This is a genomic window from Pelagibius marinus (assembly GCF_014925385.1).
GTDB lineage: Bacteria > Pseudomonadota > Alphaproteobacteria > Kiloniellales > Kiloniellaceae > Pelagibius > Pelagibius marinus.
Genome location: NZ_JACSDK010000015.1, coordinates 205,475 through 222,206, shown reverse-complemented (window position 1 = coordinate 222,206; position 16,732 = coordinate 205,475). Strand labels below are relative to the sequence as shown.

The window sequence follows — 16,732 nt, the reverse complement described above, 5'->3', positions numbered from 1 at the left end:
GGTGACGGCGGCAACTTTGGCGGGCCTATGCCGGGGCTCGTCCGCGCAGCGCGCTATTTACCAGGCGCTAATACAGGCTCTCCAACACCTCGCCATAGGCGTCGTTGATCTTGTGGCGGCGGATTTTCATGGTCGGCGTCATCATGCCGTTCTCCACCGAGAAGGGCTCGGCGAGCACCGCGAATCGGCGCACCTTTTCCAGGGAGGAGAGGGAGGCGTTCACCCGGTCTACCACTTCCGATAGGGCGGCGCGGAAGTCCGGGTCCTCCCGCAGGGCGTGGGGGTCCCGCTTCTTGCCGTTGCTGCGGCACCACTGGGCCGTGAACTCCTCGTCGGGCACCAGCAGCGCCACCAGGTGGGGGTGCTTGTCCCCGAAGACCATGGCCTGCTGGATCTCGCGCTGCAGGGTGAGGAATCCCTCGACCCGGGCCGGCGAGACGTTGTCGCCGCCGGAAAAGACGATGATGTCCTTCTTGCGGTCGGTGATCTTCAGGTAGCCGTCCTCGTCGAACTCGCCGATGTCGCCCGTGTGCAGCCAGCCGTCCTGCAGCGCCTGATAGGTGGCATCCTCGTCGTTCCAGTAGCCGGTCATCACCAGCTCGCCGCGCACCAGGATCTCGCCGTCCTCGGCGATCCTCACCTCAACGCCCTCGAAGGGCGGGCCGACGGTCTCCAGCTTCACGTTCCAGGGCGTATTGACGGAGACCACCGGCGCTGTCTCGGTCTGCCCGTAGCCCTGCAGGATCGGCAGGCCGAGGGCGGTGAAGAACAGGCCGATGTCGTAGTTCAAGGCGGCGCCGCCGGAGACGATGGCCTTGATGCGCCCGCCGAAGCGCTTGCGGACCTTGTCGCGCACCAGGCGCTCCAGCGCCAGGTCCTGCAGGCGTTCCCACAGGGTCAGGCTCTTGGGGTCGAGATAGCGTTTCTGGCCCAGCTCGACAGCCTTGTAGAACAGCTTGGCGCTGAGGCCGCCTTCCTTGTCGATCCGACGGCGCATGCGCAGATGCATCGTCTCGTAGAGGCGCGGCACGGCGGTCATGATGGTGGGCCGTGCTTCGGCCAGGTTCTTCTGCAGATGCTCGATGCCCTCGGCGTAGTAGATCTCGGCGCCGATGGTGATGGGGAAGAACTGTCCGGCGGTGTGCTCGTAGGAGTGCGACAGCGGCAGGAACGACAGGAAGACTTCGCGCCCCAGGCCCAGGCGCTCCAGCACCTTGTAGGCCCCCATGCAATTGCAGAGGATGGCGCCGTGGCTGAGCATCACGCCGCGCGGCACCCCGCCGGTGCCGGAGGTGTAGATGATGCAGGCGGTGTCGCCGCGCTCGGCGCGCCCGGCCACCTCGGCCACGTCGTCGGGCTGCTCGCGGCCCTGGGCCAGCAGTTCTTCCCAGAGGTGCAGCGGCACGGCCCCGGCCTGGGCGCGGCGCAGGTCTTCCATGCCCACCACCCACTTGCAGTTCGCCGCGTCCAGTACCGCGGGCAGCAGCCGCTCGGCCAGCGCGCGGGTCGAGACGATGGCGCCGACGGCGCCGCTGTCGGTCAGCACGTGGCGGTGGTCGCTCGCCAGGGAGGTGGTATAGGCCGGCACCGTGATCGCGCCGGCGGCCATGATGGCCAGGTCGGCGATCAGCCATTCCGGGCGGTTCTCGGCCACCAGGACCACCCGGTCGCCCGGCTGCAGGCCCAGCGCGCGCAGGCCGCGCGACAGGGCGCCCACCTGCTCGGCGATCTCGCCCCAGCTCTGCGGGCGGAAGCGGCCGTCTTCTTTGTGCCAGAGAAAAGGCGCGTCACGCCGCTTCGCTGCCTGGTCGAAAAACACCGTGGTCAGCGAACGGCAGGCCTCAAAATCCATAACTTCTCCCCTTGTGGTTCCGGATTCCCTGAGCGGGATTCTGGTCCGGAACCGCCGATTACTGCGTCTCGATGTCGCGGCGATATGCCCCGGGCGGCGCGGCTTTGCTCTTGGCGATCCAGTATTTGCGGCCTATATCGCAGAGGGTCAAGACGGTCTGGCCCGCATCTTAACCTTTTCCTGCGAATGTTGGACCGGCCGACAGCCCAGCGAGCAGACCTGAAGGTGCGTTCTTGAACCTGAAATCCGTGACCGACGAAAACCTGGGCGAGTTGCCCGCCTGGAACCTGGCGGACCTCTACGCCGACCTCGACTCCCCGGCGCTTCAGGCCGATCTGGAGAACGCCGCCGAGCAGGCCAAGGCTTTCCACGCGCGCCACGCCGGCAAGCTGGCCGGTCTGGACGGGGCCGCGCTGGGCGCAGCCATTGCCGACTACGAGGCGATCCAGGAAACCCTGGGCCGGGTCATGAGCTTCGCGCAGCTGGTCTACTCCGGCGACATGAGCGATCCCAAGATCGGGCGATTCTTCCAGTCGATGCAGGAGCGCTGCACGGCGGTATCCACCGAGCTGGTTTTCTTCACCCTGGAACTGAACCGCATCGACGAGGCGGAGCTGAAGGAGAAGTTGAGGTCGCCGGAACTGGGCCGCTATGCGCCCTGGCTGCGCGACCTGCGCGCCATGCGCCCGCACCAACTCTCCGACGAGATGGAGCGCCTGCTGCACGAGAAGTACGTGGCCGGGCGCGCCGCTTGGACGCGTCTCTTCGACGAGACCATGGCTGGCCTGCGCTTTCCCTTTCAGGACGAGCAGCTCACCTCCGCCGAGATCCTCAACCGGCTGACCGAACGCGAGCCGGCGGCGCGGCGCGAAGCGGCGAAGTCCCTGGGCAAGGTGCTCGGCGACAACGCCCGCGTCTTCGCGCTGATCACCAACACCCTGTCCAAGGACAAGGAGATCGAGGACAAGTGGCGCAAATTCCCGCGCCCGGTGTCCTCGCGCAACCTGGCGAACTTCGTCGAGGACGAAGTGGTCGACGCCCTGGTCGGCTCGGTCCACGAGGCCTATCCGCGGCTCTCGCACCGCTACTACGCGCTGAAGGCCAAGTGGTTCGGCGGCGACACGCTGCCCTACTGGGACCGCAACGCGCCGCTGCCCGACGACGACGACCGGATCATCCCCTGGCAGGATGCGCAGCGCCTGGTGCTGGACGCCTACAACGACTTCTCGCCGGCCCTGGCGGCCATCGGCAAGCAGTTCTTCGAGAAGTCGTGGATCGACGCCCCCGTGCGCCCGGGCAAGGCGCCGGGCGCCTTCGCCCACCCCACGGTGCCCTCGGCGCATCCCTATCTGCTGCTGAACTACCAGGGCCGCGCGCGCGACGTCATGACCCTGGCCCACGAGCTGGGCCACGGCGTCCACCAGGTGCTGGCCGGCCCGCAGGGTCACCTGATGGCGGACACGCCGCTGACCCTGGCCGAGACCGCCTCGGTCTTCGGCGAGATGCTGACCTTCCAGTCCATGCTGAGGGCCGAGACCGACCCCAAGCTGCGCAAGGTCATGCTGGCCTCCAAGGTGGAGGACATGCTCAACACCGTGGTGCGGCAGATCGCCATGCACGAGTTCGAAACCCGGGTGCACGACGAGCGCCGCTCCGGCGAACTGCTGCCCGAGCGCCTGGGGGAGATCTGGCTGGAGACACAGAAGTCGAGCCTCGGCCCGGCCATCGCCTTCGACGACGACTATCGCAACTACTGGGCCTACATCCCGCACTTCATCCACGTGCCGTTCTACGTCTACGCCTATGCCTTCGGCGACTGCCTGGTGAACTCGCTCTATGCGGTCTACGAGGGCGCTGCGGCGGGCTTCGCGGAGAAGTACCTGGACATGCTGCGCGCCGGCGGCAGCAAGCGCCACAAGGAACTGCTGGCCCCCTTCGGGCTCGATGCTTCCGATCCGGCCTTCTGGGCGCGGGGCCTGCAGCTCGTCGAGCGCTTCATCGGCGAACTGGAAGCGATGGACTAGGCCGGCGACCCGTTCGTGTGCGAACGGAGCCGGTGCTCGGTTGAAGTGATCTGGCTCAAGGAGCCGGTCGCAGTATTGCCATCTACTGTCCCTAAACTAGGCCCGGAGCCGACTATCGGGCATCCTGCTTTCTGTGCTTAGGAGGCCGCCATGGCGGCGAAGAAACCTTCCCTGAAACTGGCCGCCGAGGGCGGCAAGGCCCTGCCGGGGCCTTGTGTGCCGGATACGCCGACCGAAGCGCCGGATCTCGCGCGCCTGCCGGACGTGGCCGGGCACCAGACCGGCGTCGAGGTGGCGCCCAGCCCGCCGCCGCTGCCCGGCGTGCTGGGCGGCGACGCCCTGGACCGCATGCTGCACGCGGGCCTGGCCCGGATGACGGCGGGGATCTCGCCGGCGGCCCTCGGCCTGGCCTACACCGACTGGTGGATGCACTTGGCCGGGGCGCCCGGCAAGCAGGCGCAGCTCATGCAGGAGGCCTGGTCCGAAATGGTGCGTCTGGCCCTGAGCGCGGCGCGGACGGCCAGCGGCCAGGCCTGCGAGCCCTGCATCCAGCCGGAGCACGGCGACAAGCGCTTCCAGGACGAAGCCTGGTGCCAGCCGCCCTTCGACATGATCGCCCAGGGCTTCCTGCTGACCCAGAAGTGGTGGCAGCAGGCCACCACCGGCGTGCGCGGCGTCTCCAAGCACCACGAGGCGGTGGTGTCCTTCGCCACGCGCCAGCTGCTGGACGTCTTCTCGCCCTCCAACTATGTGCCGACCAACCCGCTGCTGCTGCGCGAGACCCTGGAGCAGGGCGGCGCCAACCTCTACCAGGGCTGGCTGAACGCCCTGGAGGACATGGAACGGCGCCTCACCGGGCGCGGCCCGGCGGGCACGGAGAACTTCCGTCCTGGCAAGGAGCTGGCGGTGACGCCGGGGCGGGTCGTCTACCGCAACGAGCTGATCGAGCTGATTCAGTACAGTCCGCAGAGCGGGCAGGTGCATCCGGAGCCGGTGCTGATTGTCCCGGCCTGGATCATGAAATACTACATCCTCGATCTCTCGCCGGAGAATTCGCTGATCCGCTTCCTGGTCTCCCAGGGCCACACGGTCTTCGCGATCTCCTGGAAGAACCCCGGCGCCGAGGACCGCGACCTGGACATGGACGACTACCGGCGCCTGGGCGTCATGGCGGCGCTCGACGCGGTTGGCGCCATCGTGCCCGACCACAAGGTCCACGCCGCGGGCTACTGCCTGGGCGGCACGCTGCTGTCCATCGCCGCGGCGGCCATGGCGCGCGACAAGGACGACCGCCTGAAGACAGTGACCCTGCTGGCCGCGCAGACCGACTTCACCGAGGCCGGCGAGCTGATGCTCTTCATCGACGAGAGCCAGCTCACCTACCTGGAAGACATCATGTGGTCGCAGGGCTATCTGGACACCACGCAGATGGCCGGCGCCTTCCAGCTCTTGCGCTCCAACGACCTCATCTGGTCGCGCCTGATCCACGACTATTACCTGGGCCGGCGCAGCAACCAGACCGACCTCATGGCCTGGAACGCCGATGCAACGCGCATGCCCTACCGGATGCATTCGGAATACCTGCGCCGCCTCTTCCTCAACAACGATCTGGCCGAGGGCCGCTTCGAGGTGGAAGGGCGGCCGGTGGCTCTGACAGATATCCGCCAGCCGATCTTCGCGGTCGGCACCGCCAAGGATCACGTCGCCCCCTGGCGCTCGGTCTACAAGATCGTGCTGCTGACCGACACCGAGGTGACCTTCCTGCTGACCAGCGGCGGCCACAACGCCGGCATCGTGACCCCGCCGGGCCATCCGCGCCGCATCTACCAGACCGCCCGGCTGCGCGACCACGAGGGCTACATCGACCCCGACCGCTGGCGCGAGTCGGCGCCGGTGCACAAGGGCTCCTGGTGGCCGGAGTGGCAGGCCTGGCTGGCGAAAAACTCGGGAGCGCCGGTCGATCCGCCGCAGATGGGCAAGGCCGAGGCCGGCTATCCGGCGCTGGAGGCCGCCCCCGGCCGCTACGTGCTGCAGCCCTGACACGCTGAGGGCCCTGGACTTCCGGGGCCGGCGCGCCCACCTTCTAGGGCATGCCCAAGCACGAAAGCCAAGAGCAGGACATCGAAGAAACCGAGGCCGACAGCCCCGAGACGGACGGTGAGGCCGGCGAGGACTTCGGCGCGGAGGACTCGCGCCTTTCCGGCCGGGTGCGTCGCTACGCCAAGGTCGGCAGCTCCGTCGGCGGCCTCGCCGCCCAGGTGGTGGGCGCCCGCTATCTCGGGATGGGTCTCGACCGCGGCAAGCATTCCTCGGAGCTGAAGGCGGCGCTGGGCGGCCTCAAGGGACCGCTGATGAAGGCGGCGCAGATTCTCGCCACCATCCCCGACGCCCTGCCGCGCGAATACGCCGAGGAGCTGCGCCAGTTGCAGTCCAACGCGCCCTCCATGGGCTGGCCCTTCGTCAAGCGGCGCATGCGCAGCGAGCTGGGCGCGGACTGGGAGAAGAAGTTCACGTCTTTCGAGCGCGAGGCCGCGGCCGCGGCCTCCCTGGGGCAGGTGCACCGCGCCGTCGCCCTGGACGGCCGTCTCCTGGCCTGCAAGCTGCAGTACCCGGACATGCTCTCGGCCGTGGAGGCCGACCTGCAGCAGCTGAAGATCCTCTTCGGCATCTACCGGCGCTATGACCGCGCCATCGACCCCTCGAACATCTACCACGAGCTGTCGGAGCGCCTGCGCGAGGAGCTGGACTACGAGCGCGAAGGCCGCCACATGCAGCTCTACCAGGACATGCTGCGCGACGAGAAGGGCGTGCACGTGGCCGACCTGCTGCCGGAGCTCTCGACCAAGCGCCTGCTGACCATGACCTGGCTGGAAGGCCGCCCGCTGCTCGACTTCGTGAAGGGCGAGGTCTCGGTGGAGCAGCGCAACGCCGTCGCCATGAACATGTTCCGCTGCTGGTACGTGCCGTTCTATTTCTTCGGCATCATCCACGGCGACCCGCACCTGGGCAACTACACCATCCGCGAGGACGGCACGGTGAACCTGCTGGACTTCGGCTGCATCCGCGTCTTCCCGCCGAAGTTCGTCAAGGGCGTCATCGACCTTTACTTCGCGCTGGAGCGCGACGACCCGGAGCTTGCGGTGGAGGCCTACCGCACCTGGGGCTTCACCGACCTGTCAAAGGACCTGCTGGCGGCGCTCAATCTCTGGGCGGCGTTTCTCTACGCCCCGCTGCTGGAGGACAAGCCGCAGAAGATCATGGGCGAGCAGGGCAGCCTCTACGGCGCCAAGGTAGCCGGCGAGGTGCACAGGGAACTGCGCCGCCTGGGCGGCGTGAAGCCGCCGCGCGAGTTCGTGCTCATGGACCGCGCCGCTGTCGGCCTCGGCTCGGTCTTCATGCACCTGGACGCCGAGATCAACTGGCACCAGATGTTCCACGACCTGATCCGCGACTTCGACGTCAAGCAGCTGGAAAAGCGCCAGAAGAAGGTGCTGAAAGCCCGCGACCTGCCGCTGCCGAGTTAGCAGGCGCTTTCTAGTTCGTGATCTGAAGGGCAGCGCATTCGGTGTGGGGCGGCAATCCGAAGGGGCCTTTATGCTTATCCGAGGGCTCAGGTGGCCAACGGCTACCTGGTTCGCCCAGCGCTTTTGCGTCTTTGCAGGACATCTTCACGATCGCACTCGAGCACGTAAGGCCTATGAAATCGTTGTTGGCGTCGAAGTCGATCGAAATGAACTCATGAGTCCTTGTCGCAAAGGGAAAGCACTTTATCTCGCTTTCCTTCAAAGGCAGCCACTCAGAGACGTAAATTGCACATCCCGGATCGATGCCATCCGCTATGTACGCCTTCACGCGCGGCTCGTAGGCGTGATCCACGAGTTCAACGGAGTCGAAGCTTAGGCCTTTGCCTCTTAGGAAGCCGACTGTCTGATTGAGATCACTATCTTCTCTCATTCCCGCTTCGATCTTCCGCCAGGCCTCCCCGTGGCAATCGCTTGCGGACTCGGCCCGCGCGCCCAGGGGGTGAAGAGCCATAAAGCAGGCAAGCAGAAGTATACGGAGCATGGTTCTCACCCGATTGAATTGCAGCCGGGAGATGATACCTCAAATTGCGTCGCTGGCCAGCCTGCGCGGGCGTGGCGCTTACTCCGCCGCTTCGTCGCTCTGCGCCACGGCCTGGCGGGACTGTAGCCAGGCCGGGAAGAAGCCGTAGGGGTCGAGCTGGGCCTTCCTGTCGTAGGCGGCCCCGCTTTCGTCCAGCAGCTTCTGCAGTTCGCCTGACTTGTAGGCGTCGAAGACCTCCGTGCAGCCGCCGACCAGGGTGCCGCCGACGAAGATCTGCGGGATGGTGCGGATGCCGGTCCGGGCGCTCACCGCGGCGCGGATGCGTCCGCCCATGTTGTTCTCCTGCAGCGCCACCGAATCGAGGTCGACCGAGCGGTAGTCGATGCCGAGACGCGCGAAGAAGCGCCGCACCGACCAGCAGAACTCGCACCATTCCAGGGCAAACATGACCACCGGCTTGTCCTTGTCGCCCAGGACCTCGGCCAGGTAGGCCTCGGCCTCGGCGTCGTCCGTTGCCGCGGCGGCGGCCGGCTTCGCCTCTTCGGGCTTGGCGGCCGGCGGGGCGGAGGGCTGGTCGAAGCGGGCCGTCGGCGTCGACTTGGAGATCTCGATCTCCTCGGCCGTCATGTCGACGGAGATGTGCTCGAAGAGGACCGTGCTCAGGTAGCGCTCGCCGGTGTCCGGCAGCATGCAGAGGATGGTGCTGCCTTGCGGCGCTTCCTTGGCGATCTGCAGGGCGCCGGCCAGGGTGGCGCCGCCGGTGATGCCGCAGAGGATGCCTTCCTTCAGCGCCAGCTCGCGCGCCAGGCGCAGCGAGACCTCGCCGCCGACCGGGACGATGCGGTCGACGTGGTGCTCGGCCAGGGCGTCACCGGTCAGGCGCGGGATGAAGTCCGGCGTCCAGCCCTGCATGAGGTGCGGACGGAACAGGGGGTGGCTCTCGCCCGGCGTTTCCGGCATGGGGATGCCGCTGCCCAGGATCGGCACGTTGTCCGGTTCGCAGACGATGATCTGTGTATTCGGGCTCTCCGCCTTCAGCACGCGCGAGACGCCCTTCAGGGTGCCGCCGGTGCCCGAGCCGGTGACCCAGTAGTCGAGCGGCGTCTCGGCGAAGTCCTCAAGGATCTCGCGCGCCGTGGTGCGCGAGTGGAAGTCGGCGTTGGCCTCGTTCTCGAACTGGCGGCAGAGGAACCAGCCGTGCTTCTCGGAAAGCTCGACCGCCTTGTTCAGCATGCCGGTGCCTTTTTCCGCCGCGGGGGTCAGCACCACCTTGGCGCCGAGGAAGCGCATCAGCTTGCGGCGCTCGACGCTGAAGTTCTCGGCCATGACGATGACCAGGGGATAGCCCTTCTCGGCGCAGACCATGGCCAGGCCGATGCCGGTGTTGCCGCTGGTCGCCTCGACCACCGTCTGGCCGGGCTTCAGGGCACCGCTGCGTTCGGCGTCCTCGATCACGCCCAGGGCCAGGCGGTCCTTTACCGAGCCCATGGGGTTGAAGGCTTCCAGCTTGGCGTAGAGGTTCACGCCCTCGGGCGCCAGCTTGTTGATGCGCACAGCCGGCGTGCCGCCCACGGTCTCCAGGATGCTTTCGTATTTCATTGGCGACTTGGTCCTTCTTCGGGTCAGAGGCGCCGCAGCGGCGGCAGGCCGACAGAGCGCTATCAGGCGACGTCCCGCGGCGGCTGGCAAGGTTTCAATTGAAACAGTTTTTCGGCGCTGCGGCGGCACAAAAGAAACAAGCTGCGCCAAGGCCGCGGCACGCTTGACGTACCGCGGCCCGGCGTTGGCTGCGCAGAGGTTCAGGCGGCCATGAGCGGCTGCAGCGCCTGGTTGATGCGCTGGGCCTGTTGCTCGTTGACGAGATTGCCGAGGATGCGCAGGAAGGGCCGGTGCTGTGCGCCGGAGAGGATGTACTGCCAGCGGTAGGCCGCGAGAATGCCAGCGAAATGCCGGATGCGGAGTTCGTCGAGCTGGACCCGCGCAACCACATCGTCCTGAAGCAGGAACCAGCCTGGGCGCGCTTCAAGGAGGCGGTGCTGGACTTCACCGGCCGCGCGCCGGCCCAACCTCGCGGCGCTGTCCCGGCGCGAGCGGGAGATCCTGGAAATGATCTGTGCCGCCAAGTCCAACCGGGAGGTCGCCGCTGCACTGAACCTCTCCGAACCTACGGTGCGCAACCACGCCTCCAACCTCTTCAGGAAACTGGGGGTTAAGTCGTGCGCCGAGGCAATGCTCTATGTGGGATCACGGAGCTAGGCGCAGCCGGCTTTTCCATAATTCTCGTATTGTTATCTAAGATTTAACCCAGGTTTGCGAGACTGTCGCATCGCAAGCGATTGAAGCGGCGGACTCTGCCCGATGTCTCTGGTTTTTCCCATCGAGCGAGAAACGCGGACCGCAAGGCGATTCCGCGTGATCCTCAGAGGTGACGACTTTCTGGTGCCGGGACCCGAGGCCGGCGATCAGCCCGAACGCGTGGGCTTCTACATCGTGCGCACCTCGGTGGCCGATGACCTGGCGACTGCCGGGAAGCTGGCCCTCTTCGACTTCGAGACCGAACTGCGGGTCTCGCAGAAGATCGACAGATGCTTTCTCGAACTCGGGTCGCTCGCGATCGAAGAAACGCGTCCCCTCGCTGACGACGAAGAAGACGTCGCCAGCGGCTTCATCTTCTATTCGATGACGTGACGGTCTCGTCCGGTGCATTCATCTGCAGCAAGGTGCGCAGCAGGTTGGCGTAGCCGCGAGCGTCGTCGATGGCGAAGTGGCTGTGCGGTACGTGGCCCAGCCATTCCGGCGGATAGCCGCCGGTGAAGCAGGCGCTGAACTCTCGCCCGCTGCGCCCGGCGGCGAAGGCCTGCAGGCAGAGCCCGGCGGTGTAGAACAGCGGTTCGCCTTCCCAGGGGCCTTTCAGCATGCGGATCCCCTGGAAGCGTCGCAGGTAGTGGTCGATCCAGGCGCCGTCGAAGGCCAGGGGGTGGGCGGCGAAGATTGGCTGACCCGGCAGGCCCCGCAGCCAGTCGACGTAGTCTTCCATCACGGTCTGCGGCGGCTGGGGGTTCGTCGTCGCGGCGGCCCAGGCTTCCGGGAAGCTCTTGAACCAATCCATCGTGGTGGCGTTCTCCCCCGCGTCGGGCAGGGTTTCCAGCACCGCTTCAAAGGTGTCGATCTCGCCGCCACCCGCATCTACGGCGACGGAGGCGAAGGCCAGCATTGAATGCTCGCCCGGCGTCGGCCCGTTCACCTCGATGTCGGTGACGACGTAGACGGGGTTGGGCAGCGGATATCTCATACTTCGTAGCCGGCGGCGGCGAGGGCCTCGCCCGCGACCTCGCAGTAGAGCCTGTTGCACTCCTCGTCGAAGTGGTTCTTCCAGTCGCCGGCGATGCCCTTGCGCAGGAAGCTCTTGGGGTCGGCCTCGCCGGGCCGGCGCCCGCCGGAGGCGACGGTGAAGGCGTTGCGCGCGACCACGTCGGCCACGGTGGCTTCGGAAGCGTCGCAGCCGAACCATTCGAAGAGCCGGGTCATCTCCCCTTGCGCATCTTCCAGCAGGCTCTCGTAGCGCACGGCGAAGTGGCGGCCCGGGAAGTCGGCCGCGTCCTTCCGGAACTTCGCCATGGTATCGCGCCAGGTAGCGGCGTGGCCCTGGATGCGCCCCAGGAAGTCGTCGCGGTTCTCCGCGGCCAGGGGCTCGCGCTCCGGGTAGAGGTGGAACCAGAGGGAGACGTAGCAGTCACGCCCGTCACGGGTGGTGGAAACCATGCGCATCTCCGGCAGGATGGCCCGCCAGGCGACCAGCTCGCGCTTGTAGTCCGGGTCCTTGTCGCCGATCCACTTCAGGGCGCCCAGCTTGCCCGCGGCCTCGGCCGCGGCGCGCAGGGCGCCCAGGCGGTCGAGGAAGAGGTACTGCATGACGGCCCGCGCCTGGGCCTGGGTGAGGGGTTGGTAGACCGCCTCCTCCTTGTAGATCTTGGCGTTGGTCTTGGTCAGCGCCTCGTTGTAGGCGCGCATCGCCGGGCCCAGCTGAGTCAGGAAGACATTCAGCTTGCTCTCGCCGCCGCAGGCGATTTCCGGGTGGCTGTCCAGCATGCGCTGCAGCCAGGTGGTGCCGGACTTGGTGACCCCCGTCACGATGAAGGTGCCGATACCCTCCAGCAGGTTCTGGAGCTCCTCGGCCCCTGACAGCAGTTTCACGTCGCCGGTCCTCACCCTCTGGTGGACTATTCGCTGTTCCTCTTATCGGCCGGACCGCCGGTTGTCCACCGCCCGCCGGGCCGCTCCGGTCTGGCCGTCAGTCCGCCACTGCGTCAAGAGGTCGCCTAACCGGTCTGATTGGTCGCCCACAAGCAAAATAAGGTTGAATCAAGCCGTTCTGGCCGTCATTAACATGGGCCGCCTTAGATCAAAGTACCGATTGCTTTGACTAGGGGGGACTTCGTACTAGTTCTTGGCGGTCCGAGGGCCTCTCGGGCGGCATTTTGGGTATAATCGGGCACATTTCGGGGCACACAAGGGGACAATCCAGGTATGAAGATCGCTATTCCCAAGGAACAGCGCCCGGACGAGTCACGCGTCGCGGCGTCGCCTGAGACAGTGAAGAAGCTCATCAACCTGGGCTTCGAGGTCGCTGTCGAGAAGGGCGCCGGGCTGGGCGCGGCCATTCCCGACGAGGCATACGAGAAGGCCGGCGCGACCATCGCCGCCGACGCCACCGTCGCCTTCGGCTCGGCCGACGTGGTCGCCAAGGTGCGCCGGCCGCTGCCCGAGGAGACCAAGGGCCTGAAATCCGGTACCCTGGTCATCTCCATCATGGATCCCTTCCGCGCCGGCGACGAGTTGAAGCCGCTGCAGGAGGCCGGCGTCACCAGCTTCGCCATGGACCTGATCCCGCGCATCACCCGCGCCCAGTCCATGGACGTGCTGTCCTCGCAGTCGAACCTGGCCGGCTACAAGGCGGTGCTGGACGCCGCGGCGGTCTACGGCTCGGCCTTCCCGCAGAGGATGCCGCCGCCCGGCACCGTGCCGCGGGCCAGGGCCCTGGTCATGGGCGCCGGCGTCGCCGGCCTGCAGGCCATCGCCACCGCCAAGCGCCTGGGCGCCATCGTCTCGGCGACCGACGTGCGCCCGGCGGCCAAGGAGCAGGTGGAGAGCCTGGGCGGCAAGTTCGTCGCGGTCGAGGACGAAGAGTTCAAGCAGGCCGAGACCGCCGGCGGCTACGCCAAGGAAATGAGCGACGAGTACAAGAAGAAGCAGGCCGCGCTGACCGCCGAGACCATTGCCAAGATGGACATCGTCATCACCACCGCGCTGATCCCGGGCCGCCCGGCGCCGAAGCTGATCTCCAAGGAGATGGTGGAATCGATGAAGCCCGGGTCGGTGATCGTCGACCTGGCGGTGGAGACCGGCGGCAACTGCGAACTGTCTGAGCCCGGCAAGGTCGTGGACCACAATGGCGTGAAAATTGTCGGCTACGTCAACGTGCCGAGCCGCCTGGCCGCCGACGCTTCGGCGCTCTATGCCCGCAACATCTACAACTTCATCGAGCTGCTGGTCGACAAGGAAGAGAAGAAGCTGGCGGTGAACTGGGAGGACCAGATCGTCGCCGAGACCTGCGTCATCCGCGACGGCAAGCTCGTGCATCCTGCTCTCGGTGGCGAAATAGAGACTCCCAAGGAGGAGGCTCCCGCCGAGCCGGCAGCCGAAGAGGAAAAATCCGATGACTCTAGCGACGGACAGGGAGGCTGACGTCCATGGCCAACCAAACCTTCTCTGAACACGCCGCAGAGGTTGCCAACCAGGCGCGCGACCTTGCCGACGAGGTGGCGTCCCTGGCGGTCGAGGCCGGCCGCATCACGGCGGAAAGCACCGCCGGTCAAGGCTCCGGCACCCTGGTGGTGGGCCTGACCGTCTTCGTGCTGGCGGTCTTCGTCGGTTACCACGTGGTCTGGCGGGTCACCCCGGCGCTGCACTCGCCGCTCATGGCGGTGACCAACGCCATCTCCTCGGTGATCATCGTCGGCGCCCTGATCGCCGCCGGTCCGGCGGAGTTCGGCTTCAGCGAGGTCATGGGCTTCCTGGCTGTGATCCTGGCCTCGGTGAACATCTTCGGCGGCTTCATCGTCACCCAGCGCATGCTGTCCATGTTCAAGAAGAAGAAATAAGGGGGCTGGACAATCATGAACGCTGATCTCGCAGCGCTGCTGTATCTCGTCGCCTCTGTCTGCTTCATCCTGGCGTTGCGCGGCCTGTCGCACCCGACGACCAGCCGCATGGGCAACATCTACGGCATGGTCGGCATGACCATTGCCATCCTCACCACCCTGGCCCTGCCGGGGGTGGTCAGCTATTCGCTGATCGTCGCCGGCATCCTCATCGGCGGCGCCATCGGCACGGTCATCGCCCTGAAGATCCAGATGACGGCCCTGCCGCAGCTGGTGGCGGCCTTCCACTCCCTGGTCGGTCTCGCCGCGGTCTTCGTGGCGGCGGCGGCCTTCTTCCGGCCGGAGGCCTACGGCATCGGCGTGCCCGGCGACATCAAGGTGGCCAGCCTCATCGAGATGTCGCTCGGCGTGGCCATCGGCGCCATCACCTTCACCGGCTCGCTGGTCGCTTTCGCCAAGCTCCAGGCCCTGCTGAGCGGCAAGCCGCTGGTCTTCCCCTTGCAGCATCCGCTGAACGCCGGCCTCGGTATTCTGCTGGTGGTGCTCATCGTCTGGCTCTGCATCGGCCAGTCGCCGGCGGTTTTCTGGCTCATCGTCATTGTGGCCCTGGTGCTCGGCTTCCTGCTGATCCTGCCGATCGGCGGCGCCGACATGCCGGTCGTGGTGTCGATGCTGAACTCCTACTCCGGCTGGGCGGCCTGCGGCATCGGCTTCACGCTGCACAACAACCTGCTGATCATCACCGGCGCGCTGGTCGGTTCCTCGGGCGCCATCCTCAGCTACATCATGTGCAAGGGGATGAACCGCTCGATCTTCAATGTCATCCTGGGCGGCTTCGGCGGCGAGACCGCCGGGGCGGCTGCCGGGGCCGGCGACGACGACCGCCAGGTGAAGTCGGGCGCCGCCGACGACGCGGCCTTCCTGATGGGCAATGCCGAGAAGGTGATCATCATCCCGGGCTACGGCATGGCCGTCGCCCAGGCCCAGCACGCCCTGCGCGAGATGGCCGACCTCTTGAAGGCCAAGGGCGTCGACGTGCGCTACGCCATCCACCCGGTGGCCGGGCGCATGCCGGGGCACATGAACGTGCTGCTGGCCGAGGCCAACGTGCCTTACGACGAGGTCTTCGAGATGGACGAGATCAACCGTGATTTCGCCGGCACCGACGTGGCCTTCGTCATCGGCGCCAACGACATCACCAACCCGGCGGCCAAGACCGATCCGACCTCGCCGATCTACGGCATGCCGATCTTGGACGTCGATAAGTCCGGGCAGGTGCTCTTCGTCAAGCGCTCCATGGCCAGCGGCTACGCGGGCGTGCAGAACGAGCTGTTCTTCCGCGACAACACCATGATGCTGTTCGGCGACGCCAAGAAGATGTGCGAAGACATCGTGAAGGCCCTGGAACAGGACTAGGGAAACAGGACTGGGTATCCGGCTGTAAGCCGGAAACCGTCGCTGCCGGGACAGCCCGGCCGCGGCCTCCAGCCTCAAAATCGACCCTGAAGGAGCGGCTCCGGACTTGATCCGGGGCCGCTTCCGGTTCACCCTCCGGGCAAAGCTCGAAAACAGGCAGGCCATGTCAGAAAACCCCAGAGTTTCTGCGGGAAAGATCCCCGCAACCGTGATCACCGGCTTCCTCGGCGCCGGCAAGACCAGCGCCATCCGCCACCTGCTGCAGAACGCCAAGGGCCGGCGTATCGCCCTGGTGATCAACGAGTTCGGGGACTTAGGGGTCGACGGCGAGATCCTGAAGGGCTGCGGCATCGAGGATTGCGGTGAGGACGACGTCGTGGAACTGGCCAACGGCTGCATCTGCTGCACCGTGGCCGACGACTTCCTGCCCACCATCCAGGCCCTGCTGGACCGCCCGGAGCCGCCCGACCACATCGTCATCGAGACCTCCGGCCTGGCCCTGCCCAAGCCGCTGGTCAAAGCCTTCGCCTGGCCGGAGGTGCGCACCCGCACCACGGTCGACGGGGTGATCACGGTGATCGACGGTCCCGCCGTGGCCGATGGCCTCTTCGCCGGCGATCCCGAGGCCGTGGCCGCCCAGCGCGAAGCCGACGAGACCCTCGACCACGACACGCCGCTGGAGGAGCTCTTCGAGGAGCAGCTCGCCTGCGCCGACATGGTCGTCATCAACAAGGCCGACCTGCTGGACGAGGCCCTGCTGGCGGAGGTGGAGGCCACTATCGCCCGCCACCTGCGCCCGGCGGTGAAGACCCTGCGCGCCAGCCACGGCGCCATCGACGTCGCGGTGCTGCTGGGCCTCGACGCGGCGGCGGAGGACGACCTGGACAGCCGCTGGTCGCACCACGATGCGGCTGGTGAGCACGACCACGACGACTTTACCTCCTTCTCCGTCGAACTGGGCGAGACGGAGCATCCCGACGCGCTGCTGGAGCGCCTGCGCCCGGTCATCGCCGCCCACGGCGTGCTGCGGGTGAAGGGCTTCGCCGCCGTCACCGGCAAGGCCATGCGCCTGGTGGTGCAGGGCGTGGGAGAACGCCTGCAGCACTACTACGACCGTGACTGGCGCCCCGAGGAGGCCCGCGCCACGCGCCTCGTCTTCATCGGCGAGACCGGCCTGGACGAGGCGGCGATCCGCGCGGCCGTCGCCGGCTAGG

General features: G+C 66.8%; 15 protein-coding genes. 9 read left to right on the top strand and 6 right to left on the bottom strand.

Annotated elements, in window-relative coordinates; translation table 11 throughout:
* Positions 1-67: 67 nt before the first annotated feature.
* Complete coding sequence (locus H7X47_RS18810) at positions 68-1,852, bottom strand: AMP-dependent synthetase/ligase (RefSeq protein WP_193370273.1); 1,785 nt, start codon at positions 1,850-1,852, stop codon at positions 68-70.
* Between the two features lie 233 nt (positions 1,853-2,085).
* Here H7X47_RS18810 and H7X47_RS18805 point away from each other — a divergent pair, with 233 nt between their 5' ends.
* From H7X47_RS18805 to H7X47_RS18795, 3 genes are all read left to right on the top strand, one after another.
* On the top strand, positions 2,086-3,876 hold the full coding sequence (locus H7X47_RS18805) for a M3 family oligoendopeptidase (protein WP_193370272.1): 1,791 nt from the start codon (positions 2,086-2,088) through the stop codon (positions 3,874-3,876).
* A gap of 150 nt (positions 3,877-4,026) precedes the next feature.
* Positions 4,027-5,916 (top strand): PHA/PHB synthase family protein, encoded by a 1,890-nt coding sequence (locus tag H7X47_RS18800; protein ID WP_193370271.1) that lies wholly within the window; start codon positions 4,027-4,029, stop codon positions 5,914-5,916.
* 50 nt (positions 5,917-5,966) lie between these two features.
* Positions 5,967-7,400 (top strand): ABC1 kinase family protein, encoded by a 1,434-nt coding sequence (locus tag H7X47_RS18795; RefSeq protein WP_193370270.1) that lies wholly within the window; start codon positions 5,967-5,969, stop codon positions 7,398-7,400.
* Between the two features lie 10 nt (positions 7,401-7,410).
* On the opposite strand, the gene H7X47_RS18790 is transcribed toward H7X47_RS18795, so the two are convergent.
* The 3 genes from H7X47_RS18790 to H7X47_RS18780 form a co-directional block, all read right to left on the bottom strand.
* Positions 7,411-7,941, bottom strand: coding sequence for a hypothetical protein (locus tag H7X47_RS18790; protein WP_193370269.1), 531 nt, complete (start codon positions 7,939-7,941; stop codon positions 7,411-7,413).
* 78 nt (positions 7,942-8,019) lie between these two features.
* Positions 8,020-9,540, bottom strand: a complete 1,521-nt coding sequence (locus H7X47_RS26465) for a pyridoxal-phosphate dependent enzyme (protein WP_193370268.1) — start codon at positions 9,538-9,540, stop codon at positions 8,020-8,022.
* 200 nt (positions 9,541-9,740) lie between these two features.
* On the bottom strand, positions 9,741-10,064 hold the full coding sequence (locus H7X47_RS18780; protein ID WP_193370267.1) for a hypothetical protein: 324 nt from the start codon (positions 10,062-10,064) through the stop codon (positions 9,741-9,743).
* On the opposite strand from H7X47_RS18780, the gene H7X47_RS26565 reads away from it, so the two are divergent.
* Together H7X47_RS26565 and H7X47_RS18770 are read left to right on the top strand one after the other, a co-directional pair.
* Positions 10,048-10,197: a response regulator transcription factor gene (locus H7X47_RS26565; protein ID WP_193370266.1), complete on the top strand. Its 150-nt coding sequence runs from the start codon at positions 10,048-10,050 to the stop codon at positions 10,195-10,197. The genes H7X47_RS18780 and H7X47_RS26565 overlap by 17 nt on opposite strands.
* A gap of 156 nt (positions 10,198-10,353) precedes the next feature.
* Positions 10,354-10,629 carry a hypothetical protein gene (locus tag H7X47_RS18770; protein WP_193370265.1) on the top strand — a complete coding sequence of 92 codons (276 nt, stop codon included), beginning with the start codon at positions 10,354-10,356 and terminating at the stop codon, positions 10,627-10,629.
* Here H7X47_RS18770 and H7X47_RS18765 read toward each other — a convergent pair.
* Positions 10,607-11,233, bottom strand: a complete 627-nt coding sequence (locus tag H7X47_RS18765) for a 3'-5' exonuclease family protein (RefSeq protein ID WP_193370264.1) — start codon at positions 11,231-11,233, stop codon at positions 10,607-10,609. The genes H7X47_RS18770 and H7X47_RS18765 overlap by 23 nt on opposite strands.
* On the bottom strand, positions 11,230-12,135 hold the full coding sequence (locus H7X47_RS18760) for a sulfotransferase family protein (protein ID WP_193370263.1): 906 nt from the start codon (positions 12,133-12,135) through the stop codon (positions 11,230-11,232). Before H7X47_RS18760 ends, H7X47_RS18765 begins: the two co-directional genes overlap by 4 nt.
* A gap of 333 nt (positions 12,136-12,468) precedes the next feature.
* Here H7X47_RS18760 and H7X47_RS18755 point away from each other — a divergent pair, with 333 nt between their 5' ends.
* The 4 genes from H7X47_RS18755 (at position 12,469) to cobW (ending at position 16,731) form a co-directional block, all read left to right on the top strand.
* On the top strand, positions 12,469-13,686 hold the full coding sequence (locus tag H7X47_RS18755) for a Re/Si-specific NAD(P)(+) transhydrogenase subunit alpha (RefSeq protein WP_193370262.1): 1,218 nt from the start codon (positions 12,469-12,471) through the stop codon (positions 13,684-13,686).
* Positions 13,687-13,691: 5 nt separating this feature from the next.
* A complete protein-coding gene (locus tag H7X47_RS18750) occupies positions 13,692-14,102 on the top strand; it encodes an NAD(P) transhydrogenase subunit alpha part 2 (RefSeq protein WP_193370261.1) in 411 nt (136 codons plus the stop codon).
* Between the two features lie 15 nt (positions 14,103-14,117).
* Positions 14,118-15,518: an NAD(P)(+) transhydrogenase (Re/Si-specific) subunit beta gene (locus H7X47_RS18745; protein WP_193370260.1), complete on the top strand. Its 1,401-nt coding sequence runs from the start codon at positions 14,118-14,120 to the stop codon at positions 15,516-15,518.
* Between the two features lie 163 nt (positions 15,519-15,681).
* On the top strand, positions 15,682-16,731 hold the full coding sequence (gene cobW / locus H7X47_RS18740; protein WP_193370259.1) for a cobalamin biosynthesis protein CobW: 1,050 nt from the start codon (positions 15,682-15,684) through the stop codon (positions 16,729-16,731).
* Position 16,732 lies beyond the last annotated feature (1 nt).